This window comes from Falsiroseomonas oryziterrae, from assembly GCF_021864505.1.
Taxonomy (GTDB): Bacteria; Pseudomonadota; Alphaproteobacteria; order Acetobacterales; family Acetobacteraceae; genus Falsiroseomonas; species Falsiroseomonas oryziterrae.
This window is the reverse complement of the sequence record NZ_JAKJIB010000096.1, coordinates 1-12,279: the sequence shown is the minus strand read 5'-3', so window position 1 is coordinate 12,279 and position 12,279 is coordinate 1. Positions and strand designations below refer to the sequence as shown.

Annotated in this window: 13 protein-coding genes and 1 tRNA gene; 2 read left to right on the top strand and 12 right to left on the bottom strand. The window is 73.5% G+C overall.

Annotated elements, in window-relative coordinates:
• Positions 1-89: 89 nt before the first annotated feature.
• From L2I40_RS10235 to L2I40_RS10225, 3 genes are all read right to left on the bottom strand, one after another.
• Positions 90-914, bottom strand: coding sequence for an ABC transporter permease (locus L2I40_RS10235; protein WP_237214805.1), 825 nt, complete (start codon positions 912-914; stop codon positions 90-92).
• An 82-nt stretch (positions 915-996) separates the two neighbouring features.
• Positions 997-1,932, bottom strand: a complete 936-nt coding sequence (locus tag L2I40_RS10230) for a DMT family transporter (RefSeq protein WP_237214804.1) — start codon at positions 1,930-1,932, stop codon at positions 997-999.
• Positions 1,933-1,985: 53 nt separating this feature from the next.
• The gene (locus L2I40_RS10225) at positions 1,986-2,564 is read right to left on the bottom strand and encodes a hypothetical protein (RefSeq protein WP_237214803.1); all 579 of its coding nucleotides are present in this window, start codon (positions 2,562-2,564) and stop codon (positions 1,986-1,988) included.
• Positions 2,565-2,735: 171 nt separating this feature from the next.
• Between L2I40_RS10225 and L2I40_RS10220 the strand changes: the two genes are divergently transcribed.
• Complete coding sequence (locus L2I40_RS10220; protein WP_237214802.1) at positions 2,736-5,003, top strand: xanthine dehydrogenase family protein molybdopterin-binding subunit; 2,268 nt, start codon at positions 2,736-2,738, stop codon at positions 5,001-5,003.
• Between the two features lie 67 nt (positions 5,004-5,070).
• Positions 5,071-5,781 (top strand): metal-dependent hydrolase, encoded by a 711-nt coding sequence (locus L2I40_RS10215; protein WP_237214801.1) that lies wholly within the window; start codon positions 5,071-5,073, stop codon positions 5,779-5,781.
• A 55-nt stretch (positions 5,782-5,836) separates the two neighbouring features.
• Here L2I40_RS10215 and L2I40_RS10210 read toward each other — a convergent pair whose 3' ends face one another.
• From L2I40_RS10210 to L2I40_RS10170, 9 genes are all read right to left on the bottom strand, one after another.
• On the bottom strand, positions 5,837-7,042 hold the full coding sequence (locus L2I40_RS10210) for a M20/M25/M40 family metallo-hydrolase (protein ID WP_237214800.1): 1,206 nt from the start codon (positions 7,040-7,042) through the stop codon (positions 5,837-5,839).
• Positions 7,043-7,257: 215 nt separating this feature from the next.
• Positions 7,258-7,334, bottom strand: a tRNA-Pro gene (locus L2I40_RS10205).
• A gap of 72 nt (positions 7,335-7,406) precedes the next feature.
• The gene (locus L2I40_RS10200) at positions 7,407-8,027 is read right to left on the bottom strand and encodes an HD domain-containing protein (RefSeq protein WP_237214799.1); all 621 of its coding nucleotides are present in this window, start codon (positions 8,025-8,027) and stop codon (positions 7,407-7,409) included.
• Between the two features lie 241 nt (positions 8,028-8,268).
• Positions 8,269-8,691 (bottom strand): MerR family transcriptional regulator, encoded by a 423-nt coding sequence (locus L2I40_RS10195; RefSeq protein ID WP_237214798.1) that lies wholly within the window; start codon positions 8,689-8,691, stop codon positions 8,269-8,271.
• Positions 8,688-9,002 (bottom strand): integration host factor subunit alpha, encoded by a 315-nt coding sequence (locus L2I40_RS10190; protein ID WP_237214797.1) that lies wholly within the window; start codon positions 9,000-9,002, stop codon positions 8,688-8,690. Before L2I40_RS10190 ends, L2I40_RS10195 begins: the two co-directional genes overlap by 4 nt.
• A gap of 204 nt (positions 9,003-9,206) precedes the next feature.
• Complete coding sequence (locus L2I40_RS10185) at positions 9,207-10,190, bottom strand: beta-ketoacyl-ACP synthase III (RefSeq protein WP_237214796.1); 984 nt, start codon at positions 10,188-10,190, stop codon at positions 9,207-9,209.
• A gap of 8 nt (positions 10,191-10,198) precedes the next feature.
• The gene (gene plsX, locus L2I40_RS10180) at positions 10,199-11,266 is read right to left on the bottom strand and encodes a phosphate acyltransferase PlsX (RefSeq protein WP_372491041.1); all 1,068 of its coding nucleotides are present in this window, start codon (positions 11,264-11,266) and stop codon (positions 10,199-10,201) included.
• 47 nt (positions 11,267-11,313) lie between these two features.
• The gene (gene rpmF / locus L2I40_RS10175) at positions 11,314-11,514 is read right to left on the bottom strand and encodes a 50S ribosomal protein L32 (RefSeq protein ID WP_237214795.1); all 201 of its coding nucleotides are present in this window, start codon (positions 11,512-11,514) and stop codon (positions 11,314-11,316) included.
• A 111-nt stretch (positions 11,515-11,625) separates the two neighbouring features.
• Positions 11,626-12,132 carry a YceD family protein gene (locus L2I40_RS10170; RefSeq protein WP_237214794.1) on the bottom strand — a complete coding sequence of 169 codons (507 nt, stop codon included), beginning with the start codon at positions 12,130-12,132 and terminating at the stop codon, positions 11,626-11,628.
• Positions 12,133-12,279: the final 147 nt, after the last annotated feature.

The window sequence follows — 12,279 nt, the reverse complement described above, 5'->3', positions numbered from 1 at the left end:
CTCGCCCGCCGCCACGCGCAGCGTGACGGGCGCCGTGATCGGGCTTTCCTCCTGCGCCGCGGGGCGCGCGGCCCGGATCTCCAGCACGCTCATGTCACCGCGACCGTCAGCAGCACGCTGGCCAGCAGCACGGCGAGCAGACCGCGCACGAAGCCGCGCGGCAGCAGGAAGGAGGGCGTGTCGCGCGCCGTCGCGGACATGCCGGTGATCGCCGAGGTGAGCGCCACGAGCGCGCCGATCAGCGTCATCTTGGCGGCGAAGAGGCCGAAGTCGCGGCGTTCCGTCGCATCGACGATGTTGTCCGCGAAGCCGACCAGCCCGGCGCGCAGCAGGCCGAGCCATTCGGCCGCGAGCCAGCCGCTGGCGAGCGCCGTGAGCAGGAACACGATGCCGAGCGTGAAGCCCGCGACGGCCAGCGCGGCGACGCGCGGCAGGACCAGCAGGGTGAAGGGATCGATGCCCTGCGCCTCGAGCAGGCGGAGCTGGCCGGTGGACTTGATGGAGCCGAACTCCACCACCGTCACGGTGCCGCTGCGGCCGAGCAGGATCAGCCCGACCAGCGCCGGCGTGATCTCGCGCAGCAGCGTGTTGACGAGGATGCGACCGCTCAGCCCCTCCTGGCCGACATAGGCGAGCCAGGACAGCGCCTGGAACACGGCGCCGAGGCCGACGATGACGGCGGTGACGAGGACGGTGAGCAGCCCGCCACGGATCGCGAGGCGCAGCTCGCGCCGGAACTCGTCGCGGACGGTCGCGTGCGACCAGCTGCGGCGCCCGAAGGTCTCGATCAGGACGCCGAGCGCCAGGGAGCCGGCGGCGAGCGCCACCTGCACGCCGCGCCGCGGCGGCGCGCCGATCAGCTCCAGGAGACGCAGCGGCGAGGCGACGCGGCGCCGCGCTTCCGTCGCCGACACGCGGGGTCCTCCCATCCCGGGCCCCGTCGGCCCGTGCGAGGGAAGCGCGGGCGCGGCAGGGTTGGTTCCCCTGCCGGGCCGGTCAGCCGCGCCCGGCGCGGGCGCGCACGCGCTCGCGATGGGCGGTGTAGAGGCCGCTCCCGGCGATGATGGCCGCACCCAGCAGCGTCCAGCGATCGGGCACCGCGGCGAAGACCAGGAAGCCGAGGAGGCCCGAGGTCAGCAGCTGCGTGTAGCTGAAGGGCGCGAGGACGGAGGCCGGCGCCGCACGGTAGGCGAGCACGACAAGCCATTGCGCCGCCGAGGAGACGAGGCCGATGAGCAGGCCGAGCCCGAGTTCCCAAGGCCCGGGCACGACGAGCCCGCCCGGCCCGCGCCAGAGCAGCGCGGCGGGCAGGAGCAGCGTCAGCACGACGAAGCCGGTCATCGCGGTCCAGGCGAGCGTCGTGGCCGGGCTGTCGCCCTGCATCGCGCCCGCCGTCCCCTGCCCCATCCGCCGCGTCACGATGACCGCCATCGCCCAGCAGGCCGAGGAGCCGACCGGGAGCAGCGCGGCGGGCGAGAAGACCTCGCTGCCCGGCCGCACGATGATCAGCATGCCGACCAGCCCGACTGCGATCGCGCTCCAGCGCCGCCAGCCGACGCGCTCGCGCAGGACCAGCACCGACAGGATCGTGACCAGGACCGGGGTGACGAAGTTGATCGCCGTCGCCTCCGCCATCGGCAGGTGCTGCAGGGCCATGATGAAGAAGACGGCCGAGCCGACCACGCCGAGCCCGCGCAGCACCTGCAGCCCGGGCGCGCGGGAGCGCAGCGGGGCGCCGGTCCAGAGCAGCGGCGCCAGGGCAAGGACGAGGAAAGCCGCGTAGCGCAGCCAGGCGACCTCGATCGCCGGCAGCGTCTGGCCGAGCAGCTTGGCCATGGCGTCCGAGATGGAGAACAGCGTGATGGAGGCGAGCAGCAGCGGGATCCCCCGCAGCGGCTCGTCCCTTCCCCCCGTGCCGTCGCGTGGCGCCATCGGGTCGAGCGGAGCACGCGCCCCGTCGCCGGGTCCAGCGGCGACGGGTCGGGTCAGTCCTCCGCCGGGCGCGTGGGTGCGCCGGCCGCGGCGTCGCCCGTCGCGTTCATCGCCACCAGCCCGGCCGCCAGCCGCACAAGGGCGCGGGCAGCCCGCAGCCGCACCGCGGCCGGGCCGACGTCGCCTTCGGCCAGGGTGCAGCCGCCGAGCAGGATGGCATTGCCGAGGATGCGGGCCTCCAGCGCGGCGGTCATCGCGGCACCATCGGCATCGCGGCCGAATTCGCGGTCCAGCGCCTCTCCCGCACGGTCGAGTTCCGCTTCGACGCGGGCGTCCTCGGCGCCGACGCCGAGGATCTCCGCCGGCGGATCGGGCTCCTCCCCGGCGGCGACCGCCATGAGCCCGAGCGCGGCGACCAGGCTGTGCATGATCCCGTCGGTCCCGCCCCGGGCGGCGAAGGCGCCATAGGCGACCGCGAGCGCCGCTTCGCCGAGCACATCGCGCGTCGCCTCGTCCAGGGCGGCAAGGCCTGCGAGGTCCGAATCCGACGCGGCCGCCACGCCGCCCTCCCCGCAGGCGCGGCTGATCGTGGCGAGCGCGTCGAACAGACGCTGTTCCGAAACGGCTGGCATCCGCCCCTCCCTCGATCCGGCCCTGTGCCCGGTCCGCGACGGTGGCACCGCCGGAGCGGCGAAGCAGCCCCGGGCCGGATCACGCTTCAGCGCCACGCCGCGGCGCTGCCAGCCCAGAGGGACGCGAGCATGTGCTCGGCGGCGGGCAAGGCGCGGGCTAACCTGTCCCGCATGGCCTTCGACGTCCTTCCTGGCCTCGGCGCGCCGCTTCGGCGCCTCGAGGATCCGCGCCTGCTCACGGGCGGCGGGCGCTACGCCGCCGACCTGGCGCCACCGGGGGCGCTGCACGCCGTGTTCCTGCGCTCGCCGCACGCCCATGCGCGGCTGCTTCGGGTGGAGGCGGGCGCCGCGCGCGCCATGCCCGGTGTCGCAGCCGTGATCACCGCCGCCGAGACGGCCGCCGCCGGTCTCGGCCCCATCCCGACACTCACGGAGATCCACGACGCGGCTGGCCGCCGACATGCCGAGCCGCCGCGCCTGCCGATCAACCCCGATCGCGTGCGGCATGTCGGCGAGATCGTGGCCATGGTGGTGGCCGACACGCTGGCCGCCGCGCGCGACGCGGCGGAGGCGATCGAGGTGGATTACGAGCCCCTGCCCGCCGTGGTGCTGCCCGAGGACGCGCTCGCGCCCGGTGCGCCGCTGCTGCACGAGGACGCGCCCGGCAACCTCGTCTGCGACTGGCGGAAGGGCGATGCGGAGGCGGTGGAGCGCGCCTTCGCCGCCGCGGCGCATGTCACGCGCGTCTCGGCGCGGCATCCGCGCATCCTGGCGGGCTATATCGAACCTCGCGCCGCGTTGGCCGAGGTCGAGGGCGAGGTCGTCACGCTCACCACGCCGTCGCAGGGCGTGCATGTGCTGCACCGGACGCTGTCGGAGATCCTGCGCTGGCCGCGCGAGCGGCTGCGCGTGGTGACGCAGGACGTCGGCGGCGGCTTCGGGCCCAAGCTGCCGCCCTATCCGGAACAGGCGCTGGCCTGCCTCGCGGCCTGGCAGCTGCGGCGGCCGGTGCTCTGGGTGCAGGAGCGGACGGAGCACCACTTGGCCGACACCCATGCGCGCGACCTGCTCGCGGAGTTGTCGCTCGCGCTGGATGCGGAGGGGCGATTCACCGCGGTGAAGGTCGAGGCCGTGGCGAATTTCGGCGCCTGGGTCTCGCCGGTGAACCCGACCATCCCGACGGGCGGCATGGCGAAGGTGCTGACGGGCCTCTACGACATCCCGGCCGCCTGCATCGCCATGCGCTGCGCCTTCACGAACACGGTGCCGGTGGATGCGGTGCGCGGCGCGGGGAAGCCCGAGACCTTCGCGCTGCTCGAAGCCGCGGTGGACCAGGCGGCGCGCGAGACGGGACGCGGCCCGGCGGCGCTGCGGCAGATCAACCTGGTGCGCGCATTCCCGCACCGGACGCCGCTCGGCTACGTCTACGACAGCGGGGATTACGGCGGGCTGCTCGAGGCCGCGCTGCGCGAAGGGGACACGGCGGGCTTCCCGCTGCGGCGGGCGGCGTCGGTCCGGCGCGGCCGGCTGCGCGGACACGGGCTGTCGTGCCACCTGCATGGCTCGGGCGGCTGGGGCGACGAGACCTCGATCATCCAGGTGCTGCCCGACGGCACGATCGAGGCGCGCACCGGCACGCAGAGCCAGGGCCAGGGCCATGCGACGGCCTTCGCGCAGGTCGTCGCGGCCGCCTTCGGCACCACGCCGGATCGTGTGCGGATCCTGCAGGGCGACAGCGCGACCATCCCACGCGGCGGCGGCACGGGCGGGTCCTCCTCCACCATCGTCTCCTCCACCACGCTGGCGCGCGCGGCGGAGGCCGCGATCGAAGCCGGGAAGGACGCCGCGGCGGAGCTGCTCGAGGCGGCGCGGGCCGATATCGAATGGCAGGACGGCGCCTATGCGATCGCCGGCACCGACCGCCGCATTGGCCTGTTCGAAGTGGCAGCACGAAGCGGCGCCATCGAGGGGCGCGCGGAGTTCGACACGACGGTCGTCAGCTGGCCTGCCGGCGTCGCCGTCGCCGAGGTGGAGATCGATCCGGAGACCGGCGCGGTGACACTCGACCGTTTCGCCTGCGCGGTGGATGCGGGCACGGTCGTCAACCCGATGCTGCTCGCCGGGCAGCTGCATGGCGGCTTCGCGGCGGGGATCGGCGGCGCGCTGATGGAGGCGGCGCATTACGACGCCGACGGCCAGCTGCTCTCGGCCACCCTGATGGACTACGCCATGCCGCGCGCCGAGGACCTGCCGCCCTTCCGCCATGTGCTCGAAGGCGTGCCGACGCCCAACAACGCGCTCGGCATCAAGGGCGTGGGCGAGTTGCCGACCAACGGCGCGGCGGCGGCGGTCGCCAATGCGGTGGCGGACGCGCTGGGCGGGCGCGCTGTCGAGCTGCCGGCCACCGCCGAGAAGGTCTGGCGGGCGCTGCACGGCTGAGCGCGCGGGCATTCACCGCTTGCAGCGATCGGTCTAACACTGCGGCCACCTTTCGGGAGACCGTCGCATGAAGCTCACCTGGTTCGGCCACTCCGCCTATCGGCTCGAGTTCGGCTCCTCGGTCGTGATGATCGATCCCTTCCTGACCGGGAACCCGGTCTTCGGCGGCGACCCGGTCGCGACCGCGGCCGGGGCGACGCATGTGCTGGTCACGCATGGCCATGCCGACCATGTCGGCGACGCGCTGGCGATCTGCCAGCGGACCGGCGCCAAGCTCGTCGCCAACTACGAGATCTGCATGTGGCTCGCGAAGAAGGGCCTGACGGCAATGGACCCGATGAATTCGGGCGGCACGACGGACCAGGGCGAGTTCACCGTCACGCTGACCGTCGCCTTCCATTCCTCCGCGACGATGGACGAGAACGGCATCACCCACGACCTCGGCCTGCCGCACGGCATCGTGGTGACGCCGAAGGATACGTCGCAGCCGACCGTCTATCACATGGGCGACACCGAGGTGTTCTCCGACATGGCGCTGATCGACGAGTTGCACCGGCCGTCGGTCGCGATCGTGCCGGTGGGCGACCGCTTCACCATGGACGGCCGTCGCGCGGCGCTCGCAGTGCGGCGCTTCCTGCCCAGCGTGAAGACCGCGATCCCCTGCCACTTCGGCACCTTCGGCCTGCTGGCCGCGACGCCCGACGCCTTCCTCGCGCACATGAAGGGCGCCGAGGCGAAGGTGGTGGTGCCGGAGAAGGGCGTGGCATTCACCCTGTAGGCCGCGCGACGCGGCGCGATCCGGCTGGCCGGATCGCGCCCGCGCAGGCCTGCGGTCAGGCCTCGAGCGTCGCGATCGCGACCGCCATGCGGCAGCCGCGGCCGAATTCGGGGATGTCCACGTATTCCTTCACGGTGTGGATCTCCGCCTGGCCGGCGCCGAAGGTCACGGTGGGCACGCCGTGCTGCCCGGCCAGCCAGTTCGCATCGAGCCCGCCCTTGGACAGGACCACCTTGGGCTCGAGCCCGAGCGAGGCGGCGGCGCGCTTCGCATGGGCGATGGCCGGCGAGTCGGAGGCGAGCTCGAAGGGCGGATAGGCGGTCTTCGCGGTGAAGCTGACCTTGGCCCGGTCGCCAGCCTCGTCCGTGATCTCGGCCTGCGCCTTGTCGAAGGCGGCGCGGTAGGCGTCGGCGATGCGGGCGGCGAAGGCGGCGTCGAGGCTCCGCGCCTCGCCCAGGATGCGGACATAGTCGGTGACCACGTTGGTCGCATCGCCGGCGGCCTTGCCGTCCTTGCCGCCGAAGACGCCGGCATTGCTCGACCCCTCGCCGTCCTTCTGCACGACCTTGCCGAACCATCCCCCCCGATGCGCTTCCGCCAGCGCGAGCGAGGCAACGAGCGTGGCGGAGATGCCCTTCTCCGGCGCGGCGCCGGCATGCGCGGCCTTGCCGGTGACCTCGACCTCCCAGTTGGTCTGGCCGACCGCGCCGACCGTCAGCAGCGCGGCATGGGTGCTGTCCACGTTGAAGCCCATGACCGCGCCGCCGAGATCCTTCGCGTCCAGCTCCCGCGCGCCATGCAGGCCGCTTTCCTCGCGGACGGTGAAGAGCAGCGTGATCGGCGGGTGCGGCAAATTGTGCTGCAGCAGCGTGCGCGCGAGCGCCACCAGCACCGCGCAGCCCGTGCCGTTGTCGCCGCCGAGCGCGGTGGTGCCGTCCGAGACGATGCGGTCGCCCTCGATCCGCGGCTTGGCGCCGCGGCAGAGCGGCACGGTGTCGAGATGGGTGGAGAAGAGCAGGCGGGGTCCCGGCCGCGTGCCGGGCAGGTCCACGATCAGGTTGCCAACCTGCGTCGGCACCGGGATGCGCTGATGCACCGTGTCGTGGCGGATGGCGGAGGCGGGCACGCCCGCCTTCTTCAGCTCGTCGGTGACGGCGGCGGCGATGGCCGCTTCCTCCCCGGTCACGCTGTCGATCGCGAGGAACCGCACCAGCATGTCCACCGCATAGGGCACGTCCACCAGATCGGCCGCGCTGCTCATCCTTTCCCTCCCTGTTCTCGCGGAGCGCCTTGCGGGCCGCCATGCGGCCGCGCGCCTCGAAGCGGCACGCGGCCGGGCCGCTGCTCGCGGGCTTCCCCCCGGTATTCCGGCACGATCCCATGGGAGCAGGTGTCGCGGCATCGCCGCAGCGTCCCGCGGTGATGCCCGCCGTGCCGCGACGAGGGAAGGACGCTGGCGGGGGTGGCGGGGCAGGATGGTCGGAGCGGCGGGATTTGAACCCACGACCCCCAGTCCCCCAGACTGATGCGCTACCAGGCTGCGCTACGCTCCGACGGGCGGCTGGATAGCACCGGGGCGCGGAGCGCGCCTAGCCCCTGGGCGGGGCCCTGGCCGCGGCACCCGGTCACGCGCCGCGGCGCCGCGCGGTGCGCGTGGGCCTTGCCTCCTCCCCGCGCAGCCGCGCGATCGCCCCGGCGATGTTCCGGCGCGCCGCCTTCTCGCGCTCCAGGTAGAAACGGTCGGTCAGGAACACTCTCTCGCGCCAGAGCAGCATCTCGAGCGCGGCGGCGCGCCCGGCCGCGTAGGTGTCGTCGGAGAGGTGGGCGTATTCGCGGCGGAAGGCGGCCTCGTAGGCGGCGAAGCGGTCGGGCGGGTCGCCGAGCGCCGCGTGGTCGAGGTCGAGCAGCAGCGCCGCGTCGCCGCGGAGCGAGGCGTCCTGCGTGTCGGGCAGTTCCTGCCGGCCGAGGGCGAGGATCAGCGCCTCCGCCCGCTCCAGCACCGGCTGCGGCGTGCCGCCCGCCAGGCTGCGCATCAGCGCCGCGCTGGCCTGCGGCCCATCGGCGCGGCGACGATCGAACACCGCCGTGTGGAACAGGACCGCCAGCACGAAGGCCGACGGCACCGCCACGGCGTGCGCGAGGTCCTCGGCCTCCGCCAGCATGGCCGCGACCCGGTCCCAGCCGTGCCACGCGCGATGCGGCTCGGCGTGACGCGCGCGCAGTTCCGCCACGATGCCAGGGTCCAACCACGCCTCCATGCCGCCTCGCGTGGCGCCTTACCGGCTGGGGCCGCCCGTGTCAGCGCCCGGGCGTGATCGTTGCGGCCGGAGCGCTGCGTGCCGGCCCCGCGGCGCGCTCCGCGGCCGTCAGCCGGCACAGGGTCGAGGGGACGCGGGCCGTGGCGGCGCTCCGTCAGGTGTTGGCCGGCAGGCCCGGATCGCCGCACCCCAGTCGGCTCTCCGGCGATAACGCCGTCCGGATCCGGCGCTAGTTCCGGTGCACGAGCGCGCGGAGCTCGTGGGAGAGCCGTTCCAGCGTGTCGAGCGCCTCGCGCAGCGCCGCGAGCGCCGGGTCGCCGTCGTCCCGCTCGGGCTCGCCGAGCGGCAGTTCCGCCTCCTCGAGCCCGCCGTCGCGCAGCAGCCGCTGGACGCCCTTGATGGTGTAGCCCTGGGTGTAGAGCAGGTCGGAGATTTTCCGGAGCAGGCCGATATCCTCGGGCCGGTAGTAGCGCCGGCCGCCGCCGCGCTTCAGCGGCTTGAGCTGGGGAAACTTGGACTCCCAGAAGCGCAGGACATGCTGCGGGATCTGAAGTTCGTCGGCCACCTCGCTGATCGTGCGGAAGGCGGTCGGCGCCTTGCGCGGGCGCGGGCGGCCGACATCCGCCTCCTCCGAGCCCGGATCGGCGGTCATGCGTCGTCGTCCGGCACCAGCCGCATGCCGGGATTGAGCCGTGCCTTCAGCACCTGGGAGGGACGGAAGGACAGCACCTTGCGGGGCAGGATCGGAACCTCGATGCCGGTCTTCGGGTTGCGCCCGACACGCTTGCCCTTCTGGCGCACGACAAAGGATCCGAAGGCGGAGATCTTCACCGCCTCGCCCGCCTCCAGCGCGGCGGACATGCGTTCCAGCACGGTCTCGAGCAGGGCGGCGCTCTCGTTCCGCGAGAGGCCGACCTGGGTGTAGATGGCCTCCGCGAGGTCGGCGCGGGTGATCGTCTTCATCGCGGCCCTGGCATGACGGACGGCTCCCAAGGGCTTCCGGAGCGCGAAATCGCGCCGGAGCGGCAAGCCGCAACCCTTTCAAGCTGCAAGAAAACCCGCCTGCGTCGGGGCCGTCAACCGGTTGTTTCCGCAGGGTGCTCGGCGAGCTCCCGCCGAACCTCAGCCGAGCCGCCGAACGCCTTGGGATTGCGGCAAATCTCGCGCTCAGAAGCGCGCCAGGGCCGCACCCCAGGTCAGCCCGCCGCCGATCGCCTCCATCAGCACGAGGTCGCCGGACCGGATGCGGCCGTCGCGCCGCGCCTCGGCCAGCGCGAGGGGGATCGAGGCGGCGGAGGTGTTCGCGTGACGGTCCACGGTGACCACGACCCGGTCGAGCGGCAAGTGGAGCTTCTTGCCCATCGCCTCGATGATGCGGAGATTGGCCTGGTGGGGCACCAGCCAGGCGACGTCGCCATGGCCGAGGCCGTTCGCCGCCAGCGCCTCGTCCACGACGGCCGCGAGCTTGGTCACGGCGTGCTTGAACACCTCGCGGCCGGACATGCGGACCACGCCGGTGCCGCCCGTCGATCCGGCCCCGCCATCCACGACCAGGATGTCGGCATGGCTGCCATCGGCGTGCAGGTGGGTGGAGAGCAGGCCGCGCCCGCCGGCCTCGGCCGTCGGGACGGCGCGCAGGAACACCGCCCCGGCCCCGTCGCCGAACAGCACGCAGGTGCCGCGGTCGGTCCAGTCCAGGATGCGCGAATAGATCTCGGTGCCGATCACCAGCACGCCGCGCGCCTGGCCGGCGCGCATCATCGCGTCGGCGATGCTGAGGGCATAGACGAAGCCGGTGCAGGCGGCGGCGACGTCGAAGGCGAAGCCGCGCGTCGCGCCGATGCGGCCCTGGATGCGGGCGGCGGTGGAGGGGAAGGCGCTGTCGGGGGTCGCGGTGGCGACGATCACCGCATCCACCTCGGCCGGGCTCGCACCGGCCTCGGCAAGGGCGGCGAGCGCTGCCGCGGCGCCCATCGAGGACGCGGTCTCGCCCTCGGCCGCGATATGGCGGCGGCGGATGCCGGTGCGCTCGATGATCCAGGCGTCGGAGGTCTCGATGCCTTTCCAGGCCGCGAGCTCGGCGTTGGAGAGCGACCGCTCCGGCAGGTAGCCGCCGGTCCCGGCGATGACGGAGCGAAACGCGGCGGTCATGGCGGTCCTCAGCGCGCCGGGGTCGGCGGCGCGGTCTCGGCGAGGCGGGCGAGCCCCTCGCGGATGCGGTCGTTGAAGCGATGCGTCACCATGTCCATGGCGACATCCACGGCGTGGGCGAAGCCGAGCGCGTCGGCACCGCCATGGCTCTTCACCACGACACCGTTGAGCCCGATCAGCACCGCCCCGTTGTAGCGGCGGGGGTCCATCCATTCGCGCAGCCGGTCGAGCGCCGGGCGCGCGAGCAGGTAGCCGATGCGGGCGGGGATGGAACTGGTGAAGACTTGGCGGAGCAGGTCGCGCATCAGCTTGAGCGCCCCTTCCCCGGTCTTCAGCGCGACGTTGCCGGTGAAGCCGTCGGTGACGATGACGTCGACCGTGCCGGCGGCGATGTCGTGGCCCTCGACGAAGCCGCGGAAATTGTTGCCGAAGGCGCTGTCGCGGAGCGTCTCGGCGGCCTGGCGCACGCGCTCGTCGCCCTTCAGCTCCTCCGACCCGACATTCAGCAGCCCGATGCTGGGCTGGGTCAGGCCGAGGACGGAGCGGGCGAAAGCGTCGCCCATCACGGCGAACTCGACGAGGTTCCGCGCATCGCACTGCACGTTGGCGCCGAGGTCGAGCATGACCACGTCGCCGCGGGCCGAGGGGCCGATGGCCGCGAGGGCCGGCCGATCGATCTCCGGCAGCGTCTTCACCACGATCTTGGCGAGCGCCATCAGGGCGCCGGTGTTGCCGGCGGAGACGACGCCCGCGGCCTCGCCGGCCGCGACGGCATCGATCGCGACGCGCATGGAGGAGCCGCGGATGCGCAGCGCCGCCGTCGGCTTCATGTCGCCCGAGATCGTCTCCGGGGCATGCCGCAGGCTGCAGGCCTTGGCGGCGCGCTTGCGCAACGCGAGGAGGGCGCCGAGGCGCGCCTCGTCGCCGACCAGCAGGAAGCGCGCATGCGGATGGCGCTCGGCGGCGAGTTCCAACCCGTCGAGGATCGCCTCCGGCGCATGGTCGCCGCCCATGGCGTCCACGGCCAGCGAGAAGGCCGGACCGGCCGGCACCACGCCGTCAGCCACGGGCGACACCGTGCATGATCGTCATCCCCACGCGACCAGACCCGCCGCGGGGCGCGTCAGGTGCGGACGACGCCGCTCGCCTTCTCGGCGGCCACGACCTCGCGCCCGTCATAATGCCCGCAATGCGAGCAGACGTGGTGCGGGCGCTTCAGCTCGCCGCAATTGGAGCATTCATGATGCGCCGACGAGGTCAGCGCGTGGTGGCTCCGGCGCATCCCACGGCGGGACGGCGAAACCTTCTTCTTGGGGACGGCCATGGCGCCGAGCCTCTCCGGATCAACGAAACTGCAGGGTCAAGTGAGCCGCGCGGATTACCACCGGCCCCCGGGCACCGCAAGCGGTAGGCCTGCGCGCGGGGGCGGGTCAGATCATCCTTCGCGGAGCTTGGCAAGCTTGGCGAACGGATTCGGCCGCCGCGCCGGCTCCGGCTCGGGCGCCGCAGGGTCGAGGTCAGGCAGCGCGGCGCCCTCCGCCCTGGGGTAGGGATCGAGGGCAAGCGCCAGCTGCTCGGCCACCGCCTCGCCCAGATCCACCACGCCGCCCGCGCTCTCGATCTCGTCGGGGCTGTCCGGCTCGTCGTCGGCCGGCTCCTCTCCCTCCCCCAGGATGCGGAGGTCGAGCGGTTCCGAGACGGCCTGGCGGACCGGCTCGAGGGTCACGACGCAGGTTTGCTCGACCTCGGCCCAGAGGCGTCCCCGTGCCCGTACCGACCCGCCCGGCTCGGGCACCAGGCGTAACTCGGCCAGCAGCGCATGGATGGCGAGGATGCCGAAACGCCGCGCCAGGGCTGCACGCTCGCCCGCCTCGGCCTCGAGCCGCAGCTCGCGAGGCTCCAGTCCGAGCCGAACCGGGCGGGAGAACTCCGGCACCGTCACGCCACCGGCTCCGCGAACCGCACCTCGCCCGCCGCCAGGGCCCCGAAGGGCTGGCCGGCCAGCGCCGAGTCGAGCGCCTCCACGATCGAGGCGAGGCGCGCCGGCGACCCCGCCGGCGCCGCGCCGCGCCAGACGTTGCGCGACAGC

Bases quoted from the DNA above. Each gene is read 5' to 3' on its own strand.
- L2I40_RS10230 (WP_237214804.1), bottom strand. From the start codon at position 1,932: ATGGCGCCACGCGACGGCACGGGGGGAAGGGACGAGCCGCTGCGGGGG.
- L2I40_RS10225 (WP_237214803.1), bottom strand. From the start codon at position 2,564: ATGCCAGCCGTTTCGGAACAGCGTCTGTTCGACGCGCTCGCCACGATC.
- L2I40_RS10220 (WP_237214802.1), top strand. From the start codon at position 2,736: ATGGCCTTCGACGTCCTTCCTGGCCTCGGCGCGCCGCTTCGGCGCCTC.
- L2I40_RS10215 (WP_237214801.1), top strand. From the start codon at position 5,071: ATGAAGCTCACCTGGTTCGGCCACTCCGCCTATCGGCTCGAGTTCGGC.
- L2I40_RS10210 (WP_237214800.1), bottom strand. From the start codon at position 7,042: ATGAGCAGCGCGGCCGATCTGGTGGACGTGCCCTATGCGGTGGACATG.
- L2I40_RS10195 (WP_237214798.1), bottom strand. From the start codon at position 8,691: ATGACCGCCGATCCGGGCTCGGAGGAGGCGGATGTCGGCCGCCCGCGC.
- L2I40_RS10190 (WP_237214797.1), bottom strand. From the start codon at position 9,002: ATGAAGACGATCACCCGCGCCGACCTCGCGGAGGCCATCTACACCCAG.
- L2I40_RS10185 (WP_237214796.1), bottom strand. From the start codon at position 10,190: ATGACCGCCGCGTTTCGCTCCGTCATCGCCGGGACCGGCGGCTACCTG.
- rpmF (WP_237214795.1), bottom strand. From the start codon at position 11,514: ATGGCCGTCCCCAAGAAGAAGGTTTCGCCGTCCCGCCGTGGGATGCGC.